This is a genomic window from Kitasatospora sp. NPDC059827 (assembly GCF_042731675.1).
GTDB lineage: Bacteria > Actinomycetota > Actinomycetes > Streptomycetales > Streptomycetaceae > Kitasatospora.
Window position 1 is genome coordinate 64,703 of sequence record NZ_JBHWIV010000031.1, and the last position, 22,384, is coordinate 87,086.

A 22,384-nucleotide genomic window follows, 5' to 3' on the forward strand; every position below is an offset into this window, starting at 1 on the left:
GCCCCGCCCCTCGTTCGTGCCCGGCTCGTCGGCCGATGCCGCCGGACGGTGGTGCCGTCCGGCGGCCGGGCGTCCGGCGTCAGGCGTCAGGCGTCAGGCGACGGTGAACTTGAAGGTGCGTTCCTTGTCACCGGTCTTGTCGAACAGCGAGGTGACGGCGTCCGCGACGTCCTGCGTGGTGATCGCGGCGGTCTGGCCGTTCTTCTTGGCCTTCACCTTGTCGAACGCGCCGTTGAGCAGGGAGCCCAGCGCGTCGAGGTCCCACTTGGGCGCGATCTTGCCGGAGGCGTCCGGGGCCAGGGTGAGCGCCTTGGCCGCGGTCTTCGGGCCGAAGTCCCAGGTCTTGGCGCCGGCCACGATGTGGATCTTCCCGCTGGTGACCTGCTTGCCGAGGCTGTCCGCGGCGGCCTGGAGGGCCTGGGTGGAGACCTTCGGCTGGGCGGCCGTGACGGCCAGGGCGATCGGCTGGTCCGGCTTGCCGGCGGCGCGGTCGCGGTAGGCCTGCTCGATCACGTCCAGCGCGGCGTTGGTGTCCACCGCCTGGCCGGCCTTGCCGGGGACCACGACCGGGTCGCCGTTGTCGGCGAACTTGACGTAGCCCTCCTGCAGGCCCTGGCCCGAGCCGACCGCCAGCGAGTCCAGCGCGGCCTTGAGCTTGGCGCGGTCGACCCGGACCTCCGGGGCGACGGCCTTGGTGCCGCCCTGGATCGACTTGATCACGGTGACCGGGTTGTAGCTGTGCGCGGCGAGGCCGTCCACGGTGGCCGTGGTGTCGAAGCTCAGGCCGGCGACCGTCGGGTCCAGGTCGAGGCTCTGGTCGCCGATCTTGAGCTTGAGCGGCTGCTGCCCGGCCTTGCCGACCGAGGCGTCCAGCGCGTGGATCGCCTGGTCACGGCCGTTGCCGCCGATGTCCGTGCCGAGCACCACGGTGCCCTTGGGGATGTCGGACTGGTTGAGCATCAGGCCGGTGCCGTACGCGGCGGCGCCGAGGAAGAACACCCCGCCGACGGCGTAGACGCCGAGCTTGACCAGCTTCTTCGGGCCGCCGCGCTTGGCCTTCGCCTTGCCCTTGCCCTTGCCGTTGGCCGGGGCGGCCGGCTCGGCCTTGGCGGGTGCCGGGCCGGACGCGGGAGCCGGCCCGGGGACGGCGCCGGGGAGGAACGGGGCGGCGTCGACCTGGGGGCCGGGACCGCCCGCCGCGCCCTGGGGGCCGGGGGTGGGCAGCGGGGTGACCTCGGTGGCCTCCGGGTCGCGACCCGCCCGCCGGGGTCCGCCGGGGGCGGGCTGCGGGGCCGGCTGGGAGCCGGGCTGGGGCGTGCCGGGGAAGAGCCCGCCGGGGCCCGCCGGGGTGGCGAAGGGGTCCTGGCCGGGGGCGGCCGGGCGCTGGGTGGCGAACGGGTCGGCGCCGGTCGGGGCGGAGGCGAACAGGCCCGGCTGCGGACGGCCGTCGAAGCCGTTCGGGCCGCCGCCGTGCGGCGCGGTGCCGTTCGGGGCGGTGCCGTTCGGGACAGCGCCGTTCGGGGCGGTGCCGTTCCGGGGCAGGCCGGGTATGGCGGCCGGGGGCGCGCCGTGCTCGCGGATCGGCGCGAAGCCGTCCACCGAGGTGTCCTCCGGGCCGGGCTCGGCCTGCGGGAAGCCGTTCTGCGCCAGCCCGCCCTGGGGGAAGCCGCCCTGCGGGGCGCCGGAGTGCTGGTGCGGCGACGGCTGCTGCGGACGGCTGCCGCGCGGGCCGCGCTGGTCGCTGCGGCCGCGCGCGCCGGCGGCGGGGCCGGTCGGGCCGGTCGGGGCGAACGGATCGGCGACCGGTGCGAACGGGTCGGCGCTCTCGTACACCCCGGGCTCCTCGGCCGGGCCCCCGGCGCCGTAGGGCGAGGCGGGGGCGGCCGGGGCGGCGCCCTGGTGCGGGGCCTGGCCCCGGGTGGGCAGCGGGCGGCCGTTCGGCCGGGCGGCGCCGGCGTCCGGAGCCGGGCGGGCACCGTTCGGGGCGGCCTGCGGCCGGGCCTCGGCGCCGGGGCCGGGCACGGCCGGGGCCTCCGGCGTGCTCGGGACGCCGGGGGCGCCGACCGGCACGGCGGCCGGGGCGGGTTCGGCGGCCGGGGCCTTCTTCTGCCGCGGCCGGAACCACGCGCCGGTGGACTCGGACTCCGAGGTCGCCGGCGGGATCGGCGGGATCTGCCACTCCGGCGGCAGGTTCGGCGGGGTGGCGGAGCCGGAGCCGCCCTCCATCACGCCGAGGACGGGCGAGGCGGGCGCGGAGCGGTGTCGCGGGCCGCCCGGCTCGGCGCCCGGCGCGAACGGGTCGGCCGGGCCGTCGTCGCCCCGGGCGGTCTCGTTCTTGACGGTGCTGCGGACGACGACCGGCGGGATCGGGCGCGAGCCGGGGATGTTGATCCGGACCCTGGTGGTCAGGGTCGTCTCGGTCTTCGGACCGTCGTCCTCGCCGCCCGACCCGGTGTCGGCCCGGTCACCGCCGGGGCCCGCCGGGGTGCCGTAGGGCGGCGTGCCCGACGGGTAGGCGTCCGGACCCGTGCGCCGGGGCGTCGGGTTGGCGTTGTCAGATTCGCGGCTGCTCAATGCTGCTCTGCTCCGGGTTCGCGGGCGGGCCGTGCGGCGCGACCGCGGTTCGTGGTCGCCGGGCCTGGGGCAAACGGCGGTCGGGTACGACGTACTGCGGGACCACCATACTGGGAAGAACTGAGCGGTGAACGGCTTCGGACAGATCCTGATACGTCCGGTTCCTCCGGTATGAGAGTACGGCGGAGTGGTCCTGACTGCGCGTTGTGCGCGCTACCGTACGCGGCCGCCCGCCGGGTTCAGCGCTTGGGGTTGGGGACGCCGGGGAACCAGCTGGTGCGGGTGGGCAGGGTGGCGCAGATCACGCCCAGGATCGAGCCGACGAACAGCCAGGCCAGCGATGTGGCATTGGACCAGAGCACGTTGTCGCCCTCCGGCCGGGGCACCATCAGCAGCAGCATCGCCAGGAACCAGCCGCCGGCGGGCATCGCGGCGCCCAGCTTGGTGCCGGTGACCCGCAGGCCGGCGTAGAAGGTCGCGGCGGTGGCGGCGAGCGCCAGCAGAACTCCCACGGGCGGCCACAGGGCCTGCACAAAGGATCCGCACACCGACACCGCGATGCCCAGCAGGAAGAACAGGACATACGCCGCGATCCGGGCGGCGCGCGGGGGTTGGGGCTCGGCCAGCCGCTCCTCGCGGGTGCCGAGCACGGTGGCCGCGACCGATCGGGTCCTCGGCTTGGCGGCGGGCGCGGTCATCGGGCGTTCCCCTCGCTCGGGGCCGGGTCGGTTCCCGGGCCTGTCGGGTCGGTTCCCGGGCCCGTGGCGTTGGCGCCGAGGCCCGCGAAGAGGTCGTGCTCGGGCCGCTCCGGCCCGGCCTGGCCGCGCACCAACTGGTAGTACTCGGTGGTGAACAGGGGCTGGCCGAGGTGGTTGGAGAGCGCGAAGGAGTCGCCGGCCACGGTGATCTGGGTGGCGTGCGCGGTCAGCGCGGCGGTCTTGGGGGCGGCGTAGCCGGTGCCGTCCAGCACGGTGGTGACCACCTCGTCGGCCACCACCCCGGGGACGTCGCCGGGGTGGGCGACGCCCGGGAAGCGGGCCTCGGCGGCGGTGGCGGCGAGGCCGGCGGCCAGCACCGAGCGGGGCATCCGGTTCCAGTACACCTTGGCGATCCGCCAGGGAGCGCCCGCCTCCGGGGCGTGCGCCGGGTCGGCGGCCAGCTCGTACGCGCGCATCGCGACCCGGTGCGCCTGGATGTGGTCCGGGTGCCCGTAGCCGCCGTTCTCGTCGTACGTGACCAGCACCTGCGGCCGCACCTCGCGGATCACCGCGACCAGGTGGCCCGCCGCCTCGTCGACGTCCGCCCGCCAGAAGCAGCCGGGGGCGTCGTTCTCGGGCACGCCCATCATCCCGGAGTCGCGGTAGCGCCCCGGCCCGCCGAGGAAGCGGAAGTCCGTGACGCCGAGGGCGCGCATCGCCGCGGTCAGCTCGCCGATCCGGTGGGCGCCGAGGGTGTCGTCCCGATCGGCCGTCAGGTGGGCCAGCGCGGGCGGGATCACCTCGCCGCCCTCGCCGAGGGTGCAGGTCACCAGCGTCACCCGGGCGCCCTCGGCGGCGTACCTGGCCATGGTGGCGCCGTTGCCGATCGACTCGTCGTCGGGGTGGGCGTGCACCAGGAGGAGGCTGCGGCCGGTAGTCGCGGTCATGGGAGGAAGCCTAACGACCGCGCTGCGGGGTCAGAGCTTGAGGCCGTTGATCATCCCGGCGAGGTTGCTGGTGACCTGGCTGATCGACGGCGCGATCGAGCTGGAGGCCAGGTAGAAGCCGAGCAGCGCGCAGACGATGGCGTGCGACAGCTTGAGGCCGGAGCGGCGGATCATCACCACCACGATGACGAGCATCAGCACGGCTGCGGAGATGTTCATGGCCATGTGGGCTCACACCCCTTCTCGGGCGCCGGCCCCCGGGGGGAGGGCGGCGGTGGGACCGTACGGGAATCGGGGCCGGGTGGCCGGCGGGCCCGGGACGGGGCCCGACGATCACTCGCCTGACCAGTCATACCCGATGGGTAAGGGGAGCATTACATTCAGTGAGTCCGCGCGCGCCGGGGCAAGGAGGCACTCGTGGGGCGCACGGGCCGGTCGGAGGGGGTGCGGGGCCCTTCGGGGCGTACTCGGGGGTGATGCTCCGAACGAGTGATCGTCAGTCACCCGGCCGTGGCAGTCGCCCGTCGTAGGGTCTGGTGCCATGACCTCCCACACTCCTGCGGACACCTTCCCCCGGCAGTACGCGCGGACCCTGCGCTACACCGTCGGCGCCCCCCGCTCCTTCTCCGTCGTACCCGACGGCTCGCGGGTCGTCTTCCTGCGCTCGCGCTCGGGCGGCGACCGGGCCAACCTGCTCTGGACCCTCGACACCGCCACCGGCGAGGAGCGGATCGCCGCCGACCCGGCGGTGCTGCTCGGCGGCGGCGAGGAGGACCTCTCGCCGGCCGAGAAGGCGCGCCGCGAGCGCAGCCGGGAGAGCTCGGCCGGCATCGTCGGCTACGCCCTGGACGCCGCCGGCGACCGGGCCGCCTTCGCGCTCTCCGGCCGGCTGTTCACCGCCGACCTGGCCGCCGGCACCACCGCCGAACTGCCCGCCGTGGGCCCGCTGCTGGACCCGCGGCTCTCCCCGGACGGCGCCCACGTCGCCTACGCCAACACCGCCGGCGAACTGCGGCTGACCCGCACCGACGGCGGCGGCGACCGGGCGCTCGCCGAGCCGGACGGCCCGAACGTCACCTGGGGCCAGGCCGAGTTCATCGCCCAGGAGGAGATCGACCGCACCCGCGGCTTCTGGTGGTCCCCGGACGGCGAGCGGCTGCTGGCCGAGCGCGCCGACGACAGCCCGGTGCGCCGCTGGTGGATCGCCGACCCGGCCAACCCGGACCGCGAGCCCGCCGAGGTCGCCTACCCGGCGGCCGGCACCGCCAACGCCGAGGTCGGGCTCTGGGTGCTCGACCTGCACGGCGGACGCACCGAGGTCTCCTGGGACCACGCGGCGTTCCCGTACCTGGCCCGGGTGCACTGGTCCGAGGGCGGCGTGCCGCTGCTGCTCGTCCAGTCCCGGGACCAGCGCGCCCAGCGGGTCCTCGGCCTGGACGTGACCACCGGCGCCACCGAGGTGCTGTTCGAGGAGCACGACGAGGTCTGGCTGGAGGCCTTCCCGGGCGTGCCGGCCTGGACCCCGGACGGCAAGCTGGTCCGGATCTCCGACCAGGGCGGGGTGCGGGCGCTGGTGGTCGGCGACCAGGCCGTCACCGGGGCCGACCTGCACGTGCGGTCGGTGGTCGCGGTCACCGCGCGGGAGGTGTTCTTCAGCGCCTCCGGCGGCGCCGAGGAGACCGACCCCGAGCCCGGCTGGATCGCCGTCGGCCGGATCAGCCACGACGGCAAGGAGCTGGCCTGGGAGTCCGCCAACGGCCGCCCGTTCACCTCCGTCACCAGCGCGGTGCACGCCGGCGGGATCACCGTCCGGGCCACCGCCGAGCCCGACCTGCCCGGCACGCTGGTGCAGGTCGCCCGCGACCTGCCGGAGGGCGTCGTGGTCGACGACGTCGCCACCGTCGCCTCGTACGCCGAGACCCCGGCCATCACCGCCCGCCCGGTCTTCCGCTTCGCGGGCGAGCGCCGCATCCCGGCCGCCGTGTTCCTGCCCACCGGCTACGACCGCGAGCGCGACGGCCTGCTGCCCGTCCTGATGGACCCGTACGGCGGCCCGCACGGCCAGCGCGTCGTCCAGGCGCACAACCCGCACCTCAACTCGCAGTGGTTCGCCGACCAGGGCTTCGCGGTGGTCGTCGCCGACGGCCGCGGCACCCCCGGGCGCGGCCCGGCCTGGGAGAAGTCCATCGCCTTCGACTTCGCCGGGGCCACCCTGGACGACCAGGTGGAGGCGCTGCGGGCGCTGGCCGGCGAGTTCCCGCTGGACCTCGACCGGGTCGCGATCCGCGGCTGGTCGTACGGCGGCTACCTCGCCGCGCTCGCCGTGCTGCGCCGCCCCGACGTGTTCCACGCGGCGGTGGCCGGGGCCCCGGTGACCGACTGGGAGCTGTACGACACCCACTACACCGAGCGCTACCTGGGCCACCCGGCCGAGCGGCCCGAGGTGTACGCGGCGAACTCGCTGAACGGGTACGCGGCCGGGCTGGAGCGCCCGCTGATGATCATCCACGGCCTGGCCGACGACAACGTGGTGGCCGCCCACACCCTGCGGCTCTCCTCGGCGCTGCTGGCCGCCGGGCGCCCGCACACCGTGCTGCCGCTGTCGGGCGTCACCCACATGACCCCGCAGGAGGAGGTCGCGGAGAACCTGCTGCTGCTCCAGGTCGACTTCGTGAAGCGCTCGCTGGGCCTGTAGCCGCCCGGGCCGTCGTGCCTTCGGCATGACATCCGTCATACCGAAGGCACGACGGCCGACACTGCCGCCGGACCCGGCCCCGGCGGGACCCTGGGGTGGTGCGGACAGCTCCGCACCGGACCCCACCAGGGAGAGGAGCCGGGCGATGGTTACCGAGGTGGCCGCCTTCCGCGGCGTCGGCAAGAGCTACGGGCGGGTGCGCGCCGTGGACGGCCTGGACCTCGTGCTGCGGCCGGGCGAGACCGTCGCCCTGCTCGGCCCGAACGGCGCCGGGAAGTCCACCAGCCTGGACCTGCTGCTCGGCCTGCGCGAACCCGACCAGGGCAGCGTCACACTGTTCGGCGCCACCCCGCGGGCGGCGATCGCGGACGGCCGGGTCGGCGCGATGCTGCAGAGCGGCGGGCTGATGACCGACGTCAAGGTCCGCGAGATCGTCGAGCTCGCCTGCAAGGTGCACCCGCGCGGCCGGTCGGTCACGGAGGTGCTGGCCGACGCCGGGATCGAGGAGATCGCCGAACGCCGGGTCGACAAGCTGTCCGGCGGCCAGGAGCAGCGGGTCCGCTTCGCCCTGGCGATCGCCGGCGACAGCGACCTGATCGTGCTGGACGAGCCCACCACCGGCATGGACGTCAGCGTCCGGCAGGCGTTCTGGGCGAGCATGCGCGCGCAGGCCGACGCCGGGCGCACGGTGCTGTTCGCCACCCACTACCTGGAGGAGGCCGACTCGATCGCCGACCGCGTCCTGGTGCTGCACCGGGGCCGGCTGATCGCCGACGGCAGCTCCGCGGAGATCAAGGCGCGCGCCGGGGCCCGCCGGATCGCCTTCGAACTCCACGACGCCGACCTCCCCGCGGACGTCCGCTTCGACGAGGCCGTGCTGCGCTCCCTGCCGGGCGTGCAGGCGCTGGACGTCACCGCCCGCGTCCCGGGGGTGCGGACGGTGCGGATCCGGACCGCGGACGCCGACGCCGGCGTCGCCGGGATCTACCGGGCGGGCCTGTACCCGCGCGGCCTGGAGGTCGCGGGGGTCGGCCTGGAGCAGGCCTTCCTGACCATCACGGGCGAGCTGGACCGCCGGGCCGACGCCGAGAAGGAGAGCGTGCGATGACCACCCTGATCAAGCTGGAGATCCTGCGGACCCTCCGCAACCGGCGCTACCTGTTCTTCACGGTGCTCTACCCGGCGCTGATGTACGTCTTCTTCATCAACGCCTACGGCTCCGGCAACCAGGCCGGCGGCCTCCCCGTGAAGACCTACTTCATGGTCTCGATGGCCACCTTCGGCGCGGTCGGCGCGGTGCTCACCGGCAACGCGCAGCGGATCTCGCTGGAGCGCAAGAGCGGCTGGACGCGCCAGCTGCGGCTGACCGCGCTGCCCGGCCGGGCGTACACCGTCGGCAAGATCACGGCGACCGCGGTGACCACGCTGCCGGCGATCCTGGTGGTCTTCGCGGTCGGGGCCGTCCAGGGCGTCTCGCTGAGCGCGCCGCAGTGGATCGGGCTGGCGGCTGCGCTCTGGCTGGGCAGCTTCGTCTTCGCCGCGCTGGGGGTGGCGCTGGGCTACGCGGCGGCGCCGGACGCGGTGCAGCCGATCGTGATGATCACCTACATGGCGATGGCGCTGCTCGGCGGCACCTGGTTCCCGGTGAGCGGCTCGCTGGAGGGCCTCGCCCGCTTCAACCCGGTGTTCCTGTACAACAAGCTGGCCACCTTCACCCAGCCCGGGCACTCCCTGGACCTGGCCGCGGTCGCCGGACTGGCCGCCTTCTTCGCGGTGTTCGTCGCCGGCGCAGCGGTGCTGTACCGGCGTGACGCCCGCCGGGCATGATGACCACCATGACCGACGAGCACCGGACCGACCGCCCCGACGAACCGGGGGAGGCCGGTCCGGTGCGCGCCTCCTTCATGAACGTCCCGGGCGCCCCGGTGGAGACCCGGCGGCAGATGACCGTCAAGGTCGCCTGGATGCTGCTGTGGATGACCTACCTGGCCTACCCGGCGAGCAGCCTGCTGAACGGCGGCCACAGCGGGGCCGAGCAGGTCTTCGGCTGGGTCTGCCTGGCGGTCTTCGTGGCCGCCTACGTCCTGCTGGTGATCTTCCGCTCGCAGGCGGGGATGAAGCCGCGGGCCTGCCAGGTGATCGTCGGGACGATGATCGTGCTCGCGGTGGCCTCCGCCGCGGTGCTCGGCGGCGCGTTCCTGACCATGTTCATCTACGCCTCGGTGTGCCTCGCGGTGATCACCCCGGTGAAGCACGCGCTGCGCGCCCTGGTCGCGATGGCCCTGCTCACCGCCGGAACAGGCCTGGCGATCCACGCGGACAACGACAGCACCACCACCTTCGCCCTCAGCGCCTTCCTCTCCGGCGTCGCGATGACCGGCCTGCAGCGGCTGGTCACCACCATGAAGGAACTGCGCGAGGCCCGGGCCGCCGTCGCCCACCTGGCCGCCTCCGAGGAGCGGCTGCGGCTCGCCCGCGACCTGCACGACCTGCTCGGGCACTCGCTCTCGCTGATCACCCTCAAGAGCGAGCTGGCCGGCCGCTTCATGGACGCGGGCAAGGACGAGGCGGCGCGGGCGCAGGTCGCCGAGATCGAGCAGGTCGCCCGGCAGTCGCTGATCGACGTGCGGGAGGCCGTGACCGGCTTCCGCCGCCCCACCCTGCCGGTCGAACTCGCCGCCGCCCGGACGGCGCTGGCCGCCGCGCAGGTCCGGCTGGAGGCCGCGCCGGAGCTGGTGGACGCCTGGCCGTCGCTGGCCAATGAGGAGGCGGGCGCGCTGGCCTGGGCGCTGCGCGAGGCGGTCACCAACATCGTCCGGCACGGCGAGGGGGCCACCGTCTGCACGGTGACGGCGGACGAGAGCTGGGACGGCGGCGGCGAGCGGTACGCCGTCCTGGAGATCACCGACAACGGTCCCGGCCCGGGCAAGTCCCAACCGGGGAACGGGCTCTCCGGACTGGAGGAGCGCCTCGCCCTGGTGGGCGGCCGGCTGGAGACCGGCCCGGGGGAGCGTGGCAAGGGCTTCCGGATCCGGGCCTCGGTACCCCTGCGCCCGGTCCCCGCCCCGTCCCCCGGGGCCTCCACGGCCTCCTAGCGCCCGTCCAGGGCGCGGCGGTAGCGCAGGCCCGGGCGTCCGCCGAGCCGGCACTGCCCGGTGACCGTGAATCCGCTGCCGGTCAGGACGGCCCGGGACGCCGGGTTGTCGAGGGTGGTGGCGGCGGTCAGCGCGTGCAGGCCGTAGGCGTCGGCGGCGAGTCGGCAGACCAGCGCGACGGCGGCCTTGGCGAGGCCCTGCCCGGCGGCGGACTCGGCGACGCGGTAGCCGAGTTCGGCGCTGCCGTCCACGAGGTCCACCAGGTTGATCCGGCCGACCAGCGCGCCGTCCGGGCCGAGGACGAGGTGGAACCGGCCGGTGCCCTCGGTCTGTTCGGCGAGCAGGGCGGCGTGGCGCTCGGCGAACCCGGCCGCGGTGAAGTAGGCGTCCCCGCGGTCGGGCACGGTCCGGGCGAACCAGGCGCGGTTGGCGAGTTCGAAGGCGAGGACGGCGGCGGCGTGGTCGGGGCGCAGGGGCTCCAGGGTCAGCATCCGGTCAGTCTGCTGCGCAGGGCTTCGGTGAGCCACCCGAATACCTCCCGCAGGCCCTCCGGCACCGGCCAGCCGTTGATGACGGCCAGCAACTGCCAGTAGCGCTCGGCGCGCGGGTCGTCGGCCGTGGTGAGGCGGGCCAGCAGCCACGAGCGGAGGGCGGGGTCGTCGGGGCGCCGGAAGGTCTCGGCGTACGCGGCGGTGAGGGTGTCCAGGACGGGGTCGGCGGCCGGGGAGGAGGGCGCGATGCCCTCGGCCAGGGCCGCGCCGACCACCGTCCGTACCGTCCCGGTCAGCGCCGCGTGCAGCCCGCCCCGGTCGCCGTCCGCCCGTTCGACGGCCTGGTGCTCGGCCATCCGCCGCACCGCCGCCCGGAAGTCCGGGTCCTGGACGAGCTCGCCCAGCTCGACCCAGGCCTCGACCTGCTCCGGCCGTGGTTCGTCCGGCAGTTCGGGCATCGCCGAGCGCAGCATGGCGACGAACTCGGGGTTGGCGTCCAGGTCGCCGAAGGTCTCGTCGATGAAGTCGTGGACGAGCCGGCGGCGTTCGGCGTCGGACAGTCGGGCGAGCTTGTGCATGAGTGTCATCTCCTCCGGGGTGGACGAACGTTGGGCGACGGCGAGCAGGACGGCCCGGCGCAGCCGCAGAGTGCGGATCTGCACCTCCAGGGCCTCCGCGTGCGCCGCGACGACCTCGTGCAGCGGGGCCTGGCGCTCCAGCACCCGGCGGATCGCGGGCAGGTCGAGCCCGAGTTCGCGCAGGGTGCGGACGAGGTCCAGCCGGGCGAGGCCGTGGAGGTCGTAGCGGCGGTAGCCGGCGGTGGTGCGGTCGGTGGGCGGGACCAGGCCGGTGTCGGCGTAGAACCGGATGGCCTTGACGGTGAGTCCGGTGCGCCGGGAGAGGTCGCCGATCGAGTAGAGCGTTTCGCTGCCGTCCATGGGCACCACTGTGGGGTCTCCCCCTGCCGGAGACTCAAGCCCCTTTCCCTCTAAGGTCGTGGCCATGGGTACTGCAGAGAACGGCCCCTCGATCCGCGTGCTGCTCGCCGAGGACCAGGGGATGGTCCGGGAGGCGCTGGCGGCGCTGCTCGGGCTGGAGGGGGACATCGACGTCGTGGCGCAGGTCGGCCGCGGGGACGAGGTGGTGGCGGCGGTGCTGGCGAACGAGGTGCAGGTCGCCGTGCTGGACATCGAGATGCCGGGGATGACGGGCATCGAGGCGGCCGCCGAGCTGCGCGTCCGGGCGCCGGGGACGCGGGTGGTCATCGCGACGACCTTCGGCCGCCCCGGCTACCTGCGCCGGGCGATGGAGTCGGGGGCGGACGCCTTCCTGGTGAAGGACGCGCCGGCGTCCGAGCTGGCCGAGGCGATCCGCCGGGTGCTGCGCGGCGAGCGGGTGATCGACCCGGCGCTGGCGGCGGCCGCGCTGGCCGAGGGCGCCAATCCGCTGACCGCGCGCGAGCGGGACGTGCTGGGCGCGGCCGCGGACGGCGCGGTGAACGCGGACATCGCCAGGCGGCTGCACCTGTCGGAGGGGACGGTCCGCAACTACCTCTCGATGGCGATCCAGAAGACCGAGGCGCGCAACCGCACCGAGGCGGTCCGGATCGCCCGGGAGAAGGGCTGGCTGTAACGCTCCGGCGGGGCCGGCCTCTCCGGCGGGGTTGGTCAGTTGAGCCGGTGGCGGGCCGCCCGGGCCTCCTGGCGGACCTTGGCGGCGGTGTCCGGGTCGAAGGCGTCCAGGATCCGCGCGTAGTCGTCCATCTCCGCCGAGCCGCCGAGGAAGTCGCCCATCCGCACCAGGAGTTCGGCCCGTTCCAGGCGGAGCTGGGCCGGGTGCCGGGGGAGCAGCAGGGCGAGTTCGGTGGCCCACAGCTGGGTGCGGGCCTGTTCGGGCCGGTCGGCGGCCCAGGCCCGGATGTTGCCGAGCACCCGCAGCACGATGTCCAGCGGCTGGGCGGGGGTGAGCAGTGCGGGGGTGAAGTCGTGCCCGGAGGCGGCGACCAGGCGCTCGACGTCGGCGGGGTCGAGCAGCCGCCCGCCGTGGAAGGGGTCGGCGAGGACGTACTCCTCGCCGCCGGCCGGGCCGCCGACCGCGACGATGAAGTGGCCGGGCAGGGCGATGCCGTGCACGGTGAGCCCGGCCCGGCGGCCGACGGCCGTCCACACCAGCGAGAGCATGATCGGCAGTCCGCGCCGGCGCCGCAGGACGTCGGGCAGCAGCGAGGACTCCAGCCGGCGGTAGTCGGACTGGCGCCCGTGGAAGCGTTCCCGGCCGCCGAGCACGGCGGCGAGCAGTGCGGCGGTCTCCTCCGGCCCGGACGGCGAGCGTTCGGCGACGGCGAGCCGGACGGCGGCCGCGTGCCGGTCGAGGGCGGCCTCGCAGGCGGCCAGCAGGGTGTCCACGCCGGGCGGTTCGCCCGGGTCGCCCGGATCGAGGACCGGGTCGTGCTCGGCGGCGGCGAGCAGGCAGAGCAGCACCGGGTCGGGCTGCTCGGAGCGGGCGGCGGTCCGGAAGCGGTCTCTGCTGTGCTCGGTCACGGTGACGGCGACGGCCTTCGTACGACGGACGGACAAGCGGACATACCAGGAGGGAACGGTCGGGCGACTACTCCTGGGGGAGGAGCGCGTAGTGGTAAGTGTGACTGGTCGTGAAGCCGAGTCCGTCATAGAGCGCCCCCGCACCGTCGTTCTCCGCCTCGACCTGCAGGTACGCGCCGCTCGCCCCCTCCTCCGCCGCGCGGGCGGCGAGCACCGCCATCACCGTGGTCGCCAGTCCGGCCCGCCGGGCGTACGGCTGGACCTCGATGGCGCCGAAGCAGGCCCACGGGCCGTCGATGACGCAGCGTCCGATCGCCAGCGGCGGCTGCCCGGGGGCGCCGGGGACGGTGGCGAACCAGACCGACGGGCCGCCGTGCAGCACCCGGCGGGCCGCCTCGCGCGCCGCCGGGTCCTCGCTCAGCTTCCCGTACAGGGACATCCAGTCCTCGCCCGCGGTCCGCGCGAGCCGCACGCGTTCGTGCCCGGTGCCGGTCCGGGCGAGCGCGGCCAGCGGGGCGGTGCGCACCTGGGTGGGGGAGCGCGGCGGGCCGAGCAGCGGCCTGAGGTCGTCGGCCGTCCCGGGGGTGATCACCTCGACCAGGGCGGGCAGTCCGCGCGCCGCGTACCAGTCCCGGACGGCGGCCAGGGCCGCGGGCAGCGGCAGGCCCGGATCGCCGAGCGCCTGGACGGAGTTGGCGCGCTGGGTGAACCCGGCCGCGGCGCGCAGCGTCCACTCGCCGAGCGCCTCCTGCTCGACGCCCGGCCAGCCGCGCCCGGCGGTCCGCTGGAGTTCGACCGGCGTGGCGGCGGGCATCTCCGCGCGCCGCGCCGGGAAGAGCGGCACGACCTTGCCCGCGACCAGCAGCTTCTCCGGGAAGGTCACCGGACCGCCCGATCGGGGCTCGACCGTGAGCCCGTGATCGTCCCACGATGTGAGCACGCCGATCACATCGCGGAACACCGGACGGTCGTCCACGAACTCCGAGAGGCGTCGCACGGACACGCGAAGACCCACGTCAGAGCGATCTATCCGGACTTCCGGACGCCGTTCCAGCTGGTCTCGGGTCATGATCCGGCCACCTCCTGTGCATTTGCCTGCTCCGACCCGCGATACTAGGGGCGGGCATCGACGACGCCGCGCTCACACCGCGCACGGCAGCAGAACAGAACGGGCCGACAGGCCCTTCCGAGGAGGAACGACAGCGTGACCTACGTCATCGCGCAGCCTTGTGTCGACGTGAAGGACAAGGCGTGCATCGAAGAGTGCCCGGTTGACTGCATCTACGAGGGCCAGCGCTCCCTCTACATCCACCCGGATGAGTGTGTCGACTGCGGCGCGTGCGAGCCGGTCTGCCCGGTCGAGGCGATCTTCTACGAGGACGACACTCCGGAGGAGTGGAAGGACTACTACAAGGCGAACGTCGAGTTCTTCGACGACCTGGGTTCGCCCGGCGGCGCCTCCAAGCTCGGCCTGATCGAGCGGGACCACCCGTTCATCGCCGCGCTGCCGCCGCAGAACGCCGACCACTGACGATCGGTGGCTACTGAGCTGTGAACACCAACAGCACGCGCGCGCCGTTCCCGGGTCACCCGGGGGCGGCGCGCCGCGTTTCCGACCGGCTCCCGGTGTTCCCCTGGGACAAGCTGGAGCCCTACAAGGCCACCGCCGTCGCCCACCCCGGTGGCCTCTGCGACTTCTCCGTCGGCACCCCGGTGGACCCGGTCCCCGAGCTGATCCAGAAGGCGCTGGCGGCCCACACCGACACGCCGGGGTACCCGACCGTCTGGGGCCCGCTGGAGCTGCGCGAGGCGATCGCCGGCTGGCTGAACCGCCGCTGCGGCGCCGAGATCGGCCCGCGGGCCGTCCTGCCGACCGTCGGCTCCAAGGAGCTGGTGGCCTCGCTGCCGACCCAGCTCGGCCTCGGCCCGGGCGACCAGGTCGCCTACCCGCGACTGGCCTACCCGACCTACGAGGTGGGCGCCCGGCTGTGCGGCGCCGAGCCGGTCGAGTACGACTCGGTGGACGAGCTGGACGGCTCCCGGGTGCGCCTGCTCTGGGTGAACTCGCCGTCCAACCCGACCGGCCGGGTGCTCGGCGCGGACGAGCTGCGCCGCGCCGTCGAGTGGGCCCGGGAGCACCGGGTGCTGCTGGTCAGCGACGAGTGCTACTTCGAGCTGGGCTGGGAGGCCGAACCGGTCTCCGTCCTGCACCCGGACGTCTGCGGGGACCCCGGGGACGGAACACAGCACGAGGGCCTGCTGGCCGTCCACTCGCTCTCCAAGCGCTCCAACCTGGCCGGCTACCGCGCGTCCTTCGTGGCGGGCGACCCGGTGGTGGTCGGGGAGCTGCTGGGGCTGCGCAAGCACGGCGGCATGATCGTGCCGGCGCCCGTCCAGGCGGCGACGATCGCGGCGCTCGCCGACGACGCGCACGTGGCCGAGCAGCGGGAGCGGTACGCGGCCCGGCGCTCGGCGCTGCGGGCGGCGCTGGAGGCGTACGGCTTCCGGGTCGAGCACTCCGAGGCGAGCCTGTACCTGTGGGCGACCCAGGACCGCCCGTGCTGGGAGACCGTGGCCGAACTGGCCGGGCTGGGCATCCTGGTGGCGCCCGGTGACTTCTACGGGCCGTCCGGCGCCGGCTTCGTCCGGGTCGCGTTCACCGCGACCGACGAGCGGGTCGCCGCGGCCGTGGAGCGGCTGGCCGCGGCGCGCTGACGGCGGGTACGACGGAGGGGCCGGTGTTCCGCAACGGAACACCGGCCCCTCCCGCGCGTGCGGACCGCGGCGGGGGCGGCCGCGGTCGACCGCGGACCTAGAGCGGCAGGCCGCTGATGCTGCCGCCGTTCACGCCGCCCAGCAGGCCGCCGACCGGGCCGAGCGAGTTGGTGAGGCCGGACAGCGGGTTGTTCGGGCCGAGGTCGGCCCCGCCGAGCCGGTTGGCCGAACCGTGCTCGGCCAGGCCGAGGACGTCGGTGGCGGGCAGGCCGCCGGGCAGCGCGTGCTCGACCGAGCCGAGCGGCAGGGCGCGCTCCACGGCGCTGGTGGGCAGCGCGCCGGTGAGGGCGTCGGTGCCGGGGACGGCGCCGGAGAGCTTGTCGGCGCCGGGCACCGCGTGGGCGAGCGCACCGGCCTGGCCGAGGCCGCCGACCGGGCTGCTGCCGGCGTTGGCGCTGCGGGTGCCCATGCCCTTGCCGGTGACGGCCTCGCCGAGCTTGCCCGCGAGCGCCGAGGCGACCCTCGGGGTGACGGCGGAGAGCTGGCCGGTGGTGGCGGCGGTCTGGTCCACCGGGGCGGTCAGCGAGCTGGCCTTCTCGTTCGCCTCGGGGAGCTGGTGGGCGACGATGTTCCCGGCGGCGTCGGCGGAGGCCGGTACGCCGGCGGCGACGGTGGCCGCGCCGGTGGTGCCGGCGGCCTGGCCGAGCTGGTGGGTGGTGTGCTGCAGGGTGGAACCGGTGTCGGTGTTGGTCAGCTGGCCCAGCGGCGCCGCGAGGTCGCTCTTGGGAAGCAGGGCGTCCCCGCCCAGGGCGGACGCGGAGCCGGCCGCGACCAGCGGGGTCGCTCCGGCGGCCACGACGAGCGCGGCCTGGGCGATCCGGCGCGTGAGGGGGTGAGACATGAGGCTCCTCGAAGGGGTCTGGGTCCGTCCCGTCCGCCGGGTGGACGATCCGGGTGCGGACGGGACCTGGCGGACGACGTTGATACCGCTTGAGAAGCCAGAAGGTTTCGGCCGGAGCAAGGAACGCGCCTGACCGACCATCGGATCGTAGGACCGCAGCAGGCGTCCGTCCCGGCCTCGCGGGAGGCCGTCGGGCCGCCCCGGGCAAGGGGAGTGACGGTTCTCCGGCCGGGGTCGCCGGAACGGGCGGCCGGTCCACCGCGGTTGACCGGAATCACCCGTCCGGCGGCTACCCGAACGTGAGTGCGTCAGCCCTTTCCGTACGGCGCCAGGGTGACCTGGACGAGCTTGGTCGACGTCCCCGAGGTCTGGGTCTGCCAGCCGTCCTCGGACTCGGACTTGCGCCAGATCTTCCCGTCGTAGGCGACCGTCGCGATGCCCAGCTGCTGGGCCTGGGCGACCGCCCAGTGGGCCACCTCCCAGCCGCTGGCCCGCTCGGCGGACGCCCCGGCGTCGGCCCCGGCGTCCGCCGAGGTGGTCAGCGCGGCGGCGGCCGGGTCCGGGGTCAGCGCGACGGCGTTCTCCGCGCCCTTGATCGTCGAGGCGTAGCCGGCCGCCGGGTTGACCGTCTTGCCGAACTCCCGGCGCACCCGGTCGGACAGCACCTGGGTGCGGTCCGGCTGCGCGGCCGGGGCGGACGTCGCGCCCGCCGTCGGCGACGGCGAGTCGGCCGGGTCCGGCTTGGCGTAGTCCTTCACCACGCAGGTGAACGAGGCGGGCTCCCGGCCGGCCAGCGCCGAGGTGAGCAGCGTCGCCTTGGTCTCGTGCTTGGCGTACGCCTGCGGGTAGCCGCTCTTCTGCACCGCCTGGGCCGCGTCGGTCAGCGGCAACCGGGTGTAGCCGGGCACCTTGACCAGACCGTCCAGGAACTTGTTGGTCGCGTACACCGGGTCCGCGATCTGCTCCGGGGTGCCCCAGCCCATCGAGGGCCGCTGCTGGAACAGGCCGATCGAGTCCCGGTCGCCGCCCGCGAGGTTGCGCAGCTTGGACTCCTGCATCGCGGTCGCCAGCGAGATCGCCGTCGCCCGGTCCGGCAGGCCCCGGGAACGCGCCACCGCGGCGATCGTCGCCGCGTTGGCGGCCTGCGGCAGCTCCAGCGTGCCGCTGCCGGCGGCCGTCTTCACGGAGCACTCCTCGGTGGCGCCCTGCCGGAAACCGAACCACCAGATCCCGACCACCGCCAGGCCCGCGACCATCGCCAGGCCGATCAGCCCGACCAGCACGAGCAACAGCGCGCGGACCGGACCACGACGGCGGGGCGCCTCTTCGTCGCCCAGCTCGTCGCCCAGCTCCTCGCTGTTCCTTCTCCTGGCCACCGTCGCCCCTCTCGCGCCCGCCTTCTTGATCCGACACCGTACCCACTCGGACGGATGTGCGGCGCATTCCGGTTGCCGGTCCGCGGGCGTTCCTGGTCACAGGACGACCACGCGGAGTGCCGATCCGACGGCACTAGGCTGACGTCATGAGCAGCCCGAACCCGACGCCCCTGGACCTGACCCTCGACGGCGGCACGCTGACCGCGCGCCTCGTCGACTTCCCCTCGGTGAGCGGCGACGAGCAGGCGCTCGCCGACGCCGTCGAGGCCGCCCTGCGCGGCTACCCGCACCTGACCGTGGACCGCTACGGCAACAACGTGGTCGCCCGGACGAACCTGGGCCGCGCCGAGCGCGTCGTGCTGGCCGGCCACCTGGACACCGTGCCGATCGCCGACAACCTGCCCTCGTACGTCGACGGCGACCTGCTCTACGGCTGCGGCACCTCCGACATGAAGTCCGGCGTGGCCGTGGCGCTGCGCCTCGCCGCCACCCTGACCGAGCCCAACCGCGACCTCACCTACGTGTTCTACGACTGCGAGGAGGTGGAGGCCTCCCGCAACGGCCTCGGCCACCTCGCCAAGGACCGCCCGGACTGGCTGGCCGCCGACTTCGCGGTGCTGATGGAGCCCAGCGGGGCCATGGTCGAGGGCGGCTGCCAGGGCACCCTGCGGGCGCAGGTGCGGCTCAGCGGCGTGCGCGCCCACGCGGCCCGCAGCTGGCTCGGCGACAACGCCATCCACCACGCCGCCGAGGCGCTCACCCGGCTGGCCGACTACCGGCCGCGCCGGGTGGAGATCGACGGCCTGGAGTACCGCGAGGGCCTCAACGCGGTGCGGATCGACGGCGGCGTGGCCGGCAACGTGATCCCGGACGAGTGCGTCATCACGGTCAACTTCCGCTACGCGCCGGACCGCAGCGAGGCCGAGGCGGAGAAGCACGTCCGCGAGGTCTTCGACGGCTTCGAGCTGACCGTGACCGACTTCGCCCCCGGCGCCCTCCCCGGCCTGTCCCAGCCCGCCGCCAAGGCCTTCCTGGCGGCCACCGGCGGCCAGGCCCGGGCCAAGTTCGGCTGGACCGACGTCGCCCGGTTCAGCGCGCTCGGCGTCCCGGCGGTCAACTACGGACCGGGCGACCCGAACTTCGCGCACAAGCGGGACGAGCACTGCTCGCTGAGCGCCATCGCCGAGACCGAGGACCGCCTGCGGGCCTGGCTGACCAGCTGAATCGAAAGTTCGCGGTCGGTCCCCGGGGCGGTCGAACGCCATCTTCCGGTTGCCCAACCGACCTTCCCCCGTTGCCTGAAATCGGGGGAAGGTCGGCGTAGGGTTTCGTCATGACAGGCACAGGAGACGACAAGCAGTACGGACACGGCCCCGAGCAGGTCGGCGTGCCGCGGAAGAAGAAGGCCTGGCCCGAGAAGCAGAAGGGCCCGGTGCTCGTGCGCCGGGACCAGGTCGGCACCAGCACCACGGACCAGCGCCTGCTGGACACCACGGGCCCCACCGACTGGCTGCACACCGATCCCTGGCGGGTGCTGCGGATCACCTCCGAGTTCGTCGAGGGCTTCGGCGCCCTCGCCGAACTCCCGCCCGCGATCAGCGTGTTCGGCTCGGCCCGGACCCCGGCCGACTCGCCCGAGTACGAGGCCGGGGTGGCCATCGGCCGGGCCCTGGCGGAGGCCGGCTACGCGGTGATCACCGGCGGCGGCCCGGGCGCGATGGAGGCCGCCAACCGCGGCGCCACGGAGGCCGGCGGCCTCAGCGTCGGGCTCGGCATCGAGCTGCCCTTCGAGCAGGGCCTCAACGAGTTCGTCGACCTCGGGCTGAACTTCCGTTACTTCTTCGTCCGCAAGACGATGTTCGTGAAGTACGCCCAGGGCTTCGTGGTGCTGCCCGGTGGGCTCGGCACGCTGGACGAGCTGTTCGAGGCGCTCACCCTGGTGCAGACGAAGAAGGTCACCCGCTTCCCGGTGATCCTCTTCGGCAGCGCCTACTGGGGCGGCCTCTACGAGTGGTTGAAGAACACCCTGGTCGCGCAGGGCAAGGCGGCCCCGCGCGACCTGGAGCTGTTCCACATCACGGACGAGATCGACGAGGTGCTGAAGATCCTCGCCGACGCCCGCCGGCCCGCGAACGAGATCTAGCGGGGGCGAGCCGAGCGCAAAGAGGGATTCCTAGGCCAGCCCCCGGCGGGCGACCGCCGGGGGGCGGGTGCCCCGGATCGAGGCGACCATGTCCAGCACCTGGCGGGTCTCCTCGACCTGGTGCACCCGGTAGACGCGGGCGCCCAGCCAGGCCGAGACCGCCGTGGTGGCCAGGGTGCCGAGCAGCCGCTCGTCCACCGGCCGGTCCAGGGTCTCGCCGACGAAGTCCTTGTTGGAGAGCGACACCAGCACCGGGAAGCCGGTCGCGGTCATCTCCGGCAGCCGCCGGGTCGCCTCCAGCGAGTGCCGGGTGTTCTTGCCGAAGTCGTGCCCCGGGTCGATGATCACCGCGTCCCGGCGGACGCCCAGGCCCACCGCCCGCTCGGCCAGCCCGACGGTGACCCGCAGGATGTCCGCCATCACGTCCTCGTACCCGGCCCGGTGCGGCCGGGTGCGCGGCTCGGCGCCGCCCGCGTGGGTGCAGACCAGCCCGGCGTCGTACCGGGCGGCCACCTCGGCGAGCTTCGGGTCGACCCCGCCCCAGGCGTCGTTCAGCAGGTCCGCGCCGGCCTCGCAGACCGCCTCGCCGACCTCGTGCCGCCAGGTGTCCACGCTGATCACCGCCCCGGGGTGGCGCTTGCGCAGCTCGGCCACGAACGGCACGGTGCGCCGCAGTTCCTCCTCGACCGTGACCTCGTCGCCCGGCCCGGCCTTCACCCCGCCGATGTCCAGGATCGCCGCGCCCTGCGCCATCGCGCGGTCGGCGGCGGCGAACGCGGCCTCGTCCGCGAAGGTCGCCCCCTTGTCGAAGAACGAGTCCGGGGTCCGGTTCACGATCGCCATGATCACCAGCTCGTCGTCACCGAATTCGCGCGGTCCCAGGCGCAGTGCCACCGATGTCTCCTCCACAGCTGCTGCGGGTGCGATGATGGCCCCCGGCCTCACTAGGGACCATGCTGTCATGATCAGCCCGGTTCCCTGGCCCCTCGGAGGAGGCCGACCGGGAGTTCGGGAGGACAGCTCGTGTTCTGGGTGATCGTGGTCGCCATGGCCGTGGTGGTCGGCGGCGCCGCGCTGGTTGCGCTCGGTGGGGGCGGCTCGATGCCGGAGGCGGTGCCGGACCGCATCGCCGCGCGGCTGCCGCAGGACCGCCCGCTGAGCAAGACGGACGTGGACGAGCTGCGCCTGCCGATGGCCGTGCGCGGTTACCGGATGGACGAGGTGGACGACGTCCTGGACCGCCTCGGCGCCGAACTCGCCTACCGCGACGCACGGATCGCCGAACTGGAGGCCGCGGCCCACCTGCGCGGCGCGGTCGAGGCCACCGGCGCCCCCGACCCGGCCGCCGAACCGCTGCCCGGCCTGGAGCAGTTCGCCACGGTGGTCGAGCCCGCCGTCGCGCTCACCAAGCCGCAGGCCCCCGAGGACGCGAAGCCGGCGGAGGACCGGTGACCGGGGCGCCGGGTGGCACCGTGCTCGGCGCGGACGGCCTGCGCCGCTGCGGTTGGGGCGACTCCACCGACGACTACCGGGTCTACCACGACACCGAGTGGGGCCGGCCGGTGCACGGCGACGACGCCCTGTTCGAACGGGTCTGCCTGGAGGCCTTCCAGTCCGGCCTGTCCTGGCTGACCATCCTGCGCCGCCGGGAGGGCTTCCGGGCCGCGTTCGCCGGCTTCGAGATCGGCAAGGTCGCCGAGTTCGGCGAGGCCGACGAGGAGCGGCTGCTCGCCGACACCGGGATCATCCGCAACCGCGCCAAGATCCGGGCGGCGATCGCCAACGCCCGGGTCGCCCGCGACCTGGACGGCGGTCTGGACGCGCTGATCTGGCAGTTCGCCGTCGACCCGGACCGGCCGGCCCCCCGCACGATCGCCGAGGTGCCGGCCGTCACGCCCGAGTCGACGGCGCTGGCCAAGACGCTCAAGAAGGCGGGCTTCCGCTTCGTCGGCCCGACCACCGCCTACGCCCTGATGCAGGCCTGCGGCCTGGTCGACGACCACCTGGCGGACTGCCACGTCCGCACCGGCGGTCGCGGAGCCCGCCGGCGGGCGGACAGGGCCTAGGGTCCGTCTTCAAACTCCCGTCTGCGGGGCGACGCCGGGGCACGCGCCTCGCCGCGTTGTCGTCGGTCGCCAATGCGCTGCATTGGGCTCCCAACCCCCCCAAGCGAATCACGCACACCAACGCCGCCCCGCCCGCCCACCCG

At 74.5% G+C, this 22,384-nt stretch carries 22 protein-coding genes; 11 read left to right on the plus strand and 11 right to left on the minus strand.

Translation table 11 applies throughout. The features are described from left to right. Nucleotides 1-93: 93 nt before the first annotated feature. From ACFV8H_RS20955 to ACFV8H_RS20970, 4 genes are all read right to left on the minus strand, one after another. Nucleotides 94-2,574: a peptidoglycan binding domain-containing protein gene (locus tag ACFV8H_RS20955; RefSeq protein WP_380401914.1), complete on the minus strand. Its 2,481-nt coding sequence runs from the start codon at nucleotides 2,572-2,574 to the stop codon at nucleotides 94-96. 239 nt (nucleotides 2,575-2,813) lie between these two features. Continuing rightward, nucleotides 2,814-3,272: a DUF6113 family protein gene (locus tag ACFV8H_RS20960; RefSeq protein ID WP_380401916.1), complete on the minus strand. Its 459-nt coding sequence runs from the start codon at nucleotides 3,270-3,272 to the stop codon at nucleotides 2,814-2,816. Further along, on the minus strand, nucleotides 3,269-4,219 hold the full coding sequence (mshB, locus tag ACFV8H_RS20965; protein ID WP_380401918.1) for an N-acetyl-1-D-myo-inositol-2-amino-2-deoxy-alpha-D-glucopyranoside deacetylase: 951 nt from the start codon (nucleotides 4,217-4,219) through the stop codon (nucleotides 3,269-3,271). The genes ACFV8H_RS20960 and mshB overlap by 4 nt, the downstream gene beginning before the upstream one ends. Before the next feature lie 30 nt (nucleotides 4,220-4,249). After that, nucleotides 4,250-4,444 (minus strand): DUF2304 family protein, encoded by a 195-nt coding sequence (locus ACFV8H_RS20970; protein ID WP_380401919.1) that lies wholly within the window; start codon nucleotides 4,442-4,444, stop codon nucleotides 4,250-4,252. 316 nt (nucleotides 4,445-4,760) lie between these two features. Between ACFV8H_RS20970 and ACFV8H_RS20975 the strand changes: the two genes are divergently transcribed. The 4 genes from ACFV8H_RS20975 to ACFV8H_RS20990 all read left to right on the plus strand — a co-directional run bounded on the left by ACFV8H_RS20975 (nucleotide 4,761) and on the right by ACFV8H_RS20990 (nucleotide 10,009). Continuing rightward, the gene (locus tag ACFV8H_RS20975; protein WP_380401922.1) at nucleotides 4,761-6,914 is read left to right on the plus strand and encodes a prolyl oligopeptidase family serine peptidase; all 2,154 of its coding nucleotides are present in this window, start codon (nucleotides 4,761-4,763) and stop codon (nucleotides 6,912-6,914) included. A 145-nt stretch (nucleotides 6,915-7,059) separates the two neighbouring features. Next, complete coding sequence (locus ACFV8H_RS20980) at nucleotides 7,060-8,022, plus strand: ABC transporter ATP-binding protein (protein ID WP_380401925.1); 963 nt, start codon at nucleotides 7,060-7,062, stop codon at nucleotides 8,020-8,022. Beyond that, nucleotides 8,019-8,741: an ABC transporter permease gene (locus tag ACFV8H_RS20985; protein ID WP_380401928.1), complete on the plus strand. Its 723-nt coding sequence runs from the start codon at nucleotides 8,019-8,021 to the stop codon at nucleotides 8,739-8,741. The genes ACFV8H_RS20980 and ACFV8H_RS20985 overlap by 4 nt, the downstream gene beginning before the upstream one ends. 8 nt (nucleotides 8,742-8,749) lie before the next feature. Further along, nucleotides 8,750-10,009 carry a sensor histidine kinase gene (locus ACFV8H_RS20990; RefSeq protein ID WP_380401931.1) on the plus strand — a complete coding sequence of 420 codons (1,260 nt, stop codon included), beginning with the start codon at nucleotides 8,750-8,752 and terminating at the stop codon, nucleotides 10,007-10,009. Here the strand turns inward: ACFV8H_RS20990 and ACFV8H_RS20995 are convergent. Both ACFV8H_RS20995 and ACFV8H_RS21000 read right to left on the minus strand, forming a co-directional pair. Continuing rightward, on the minus strand, nucleotides 10,006-10,500 hold the full coding sequence (locus ACFV8H_RS20995) for a GNAT family N-acetyltransferase (RefSeq protein WP_380401934.1): 495 nt from the start codon (nucleotides 10,498-10,500) through the stop codon (nucleotides 10,006-10,008). The genes ACFV8H_RS20990 and ACFV8H_RS20995 overlap by 4 nt on opposite strands. Further along, nucleotides 10,494-11,438, minus strand: coding sequence for a MerR family transcriptional regulator (locus ACFV8H_RS21000; RefSeq protein WP_380401937.1), 945 nt, complete (start codon nucleotides 11,436-11,438; stop codon nucleotides 10,494-10,496). The genes ACFV8H_RS20995 and ACFV8H_RS21000 overlap by 7 nt, the downstream gene beginning before the upstream one ends. A gap of 64 nt (nucleotides 11,439-11,502) precedes the next feature. Between ACFV8H_RS21000 and ACFV8H_RS21005 the strand changes: the two genes are divergently transcribed. Continuing rightward, a complete protein-coding gene (locus ACFV8H_RS21005) occupies nucleotides 11,503-12,132 on the plus strand; it encodes a response regulator (RefSeq protein WP_380401940.1) in 630 nt (209 codons plus the stop codon). 35 nt (nucleotides 12,133-12,167) lie between these two features. Here the strand turns inward: ACFV8H_RS21005 and ACFV8H_RS21010 are convergent, their stop codons facing one another. Together ACFV8H_RS21010 and ACFV8H_RS21015 are read right to left on the minus strand one after the other, a co-directional pair. Further along, nucleotides 12,168-13,076 carry a transglutaminase family protein gene (locus ACFV8H_RS21010; RefSeq protein ID WP_375884759.1) on the minus strand — a complete coding sequence of 303 codons (909 nt, stop codon included), beginning with the start codon at nucleotides 13,074-13,076 and terminating at the stop codon, nucleotides 12,168-12,170. 31 nt (nucleotides 13,077-13,107) lie between these two features. Beyond that, nucleotides 13,108-14,109, minus strand: coding sequence for a GNAT family N-acetyltransferase (locus ACFV8H_RS21015; protein WP_380401943.1), 1,002 nt, complete (start codon nucleotides 14,107-14,109; stop codon nucleotides 13,108-13,110). A 135-nt stretch (nucleotides 14,110-14,244) separates the two neighbouring features. Between ACFV8H_RS21015 and fdxA the strand changes: the two genes are divergently transcribed. Together fdxA and dapC are read left to right on the plus strand one after the other, a co-directional pair. Continuing rightward, complete coding sequence (gene fdxA, locus ACFV8H_RS21020; protein WP_030287402.1) at nucleotides 14,245-14,571, plus strand: ferredoxin; 327 nt, start codon at nucleotides 14,245-14,247, stop codon at nucleotides 14,569-14,571. Nucleotides 14,572-14,591: 20 nt separating this feature from the next. Then, on the plus strand, nucleotides 14,592-15,755 hold the full coding sequence (dapC, locus tag ACFV8H_RS21025) for a succinyldiaminopimelate transaminase (protein ID WP_380401946.1): 1,164 nt from the start codon (nucleotides 14,592-14,594) through the stop codon (nucleotides 15,753-15,755). Nucleotides 15,756-15,852: 97 nt separating this feature from the next. Here the strand turns inward: dapC and ACFV8H_RS21030 are convergent, their stop codons facing one another. Together ACFV8H_RS21030 and ACFV8H_RS21035 are read right to left on the minus strand one after the other, a co-directional pair. Next, complete coding sequence (locus ACFV8H_RS21030; RefSeq protein WP_375884767.1) at nucleotides 15,853-16,656, minus strand: hypothetical protein; 804 nt, start codon at nucleotides 16,654-16,656, stop codon at nucleotides 15,853-15,855. A 308-nt stretch (nucleotides 16,657-16,964) separates the two neighbouring features. After that, nucleotides 16,965-18,032 carry a hypothetical protein gene (locus ACFV8H_RS21035; RefSeq protein WP_375884770.1) on the minus strand — a complete coding sequence of 356 codons (1,068 nt, stop codon included), beginning with the start codon at nucleotides 18,030-18,032 and terminating at the stop codon, nucleotides 16,965-16,967. A 146-nt stretch (nucleotides 18,033-18,178) separates the two neighbouring features. On the opposite strand from ACFV8H_RS21035, the gene dapE reads away from it, so the two are divergent. Both dapE and ACFV8H_RS21045 read left to right on the plus strand, forming a co-directional pair. Beyond that, a complete protein-coding gene (dapE, locus tag ACFV8H_RS21040; protein WP_375884773.1) occupies nucleotides 18,179-19,255 on the plus strand; it encodes a succinyl-diaminopimelate desuccinylase in 1,077 nt (358 codons plus the stop codon). Nucleotides 19,256-19,365: 110 nt separating this feature from the next. Beyond that, nucleotides 19,366-20,175, plus strand: a complete 810-nt coding sequence (locus ACFV8H_RS21045) for a TIGR00730 family Rossman fold protein (RefSeq protein WP_375884776.1) — start codon at nucleotides 19,366-19,368, stop codon at nucleotides 20,173-20,175. 30 nt (nucleotides 20,176-20,205) lie between these two features. Here ACFV8H_RS21045 and folP read toward each other — a convergent pair whose 3' ends face one another. After that, complete coding sequence (gene folP / locus ACFV8H_RS21050; RefSeq protein WP_380401966.1) at nucleotides 20,206-21,018, minus strand: dihydropteroate synthase; 813 nt, start codon at nucleotides 21,016-21,018, stop codon at nucleotides 20,206-20,208. A 180-nt stretch (nucleotides 21,019-21,198) separates the two neighbouring features. Here folP and ACFV8H_RS21055 point away from each other — a divergent pair, with 180 nt between their 5' ends. Continuing rightward, complete coding sequence (locus tag ACFV8H_RS21055; RefSeq protein ID WP_380401951.1) at nucleotides 21,199-21,627, plus strand: DivIVA domain-containing protein; 429 nt, start codon at nucleotides 21,199-21,201, stop codon at nucleotides 21,625-21,627. Then, entirely contained in the window at nucleotides 21,624-22,241 is a 618-nt protein-coding gene (locus ACFV8H_RS21060) for a DNA-3-methyladenine glycosylase I (RefSeq protein ID WP_380401954.1), read from the plus strand. Before ACFV8H_RS21055 ends, ACFV8H_RS21060 begins: the two co-directional genes overlap by 4 nt. The last annotated feature ends 143 nt before the right edge of the window (nucleotides 22,242-22,384 follow it).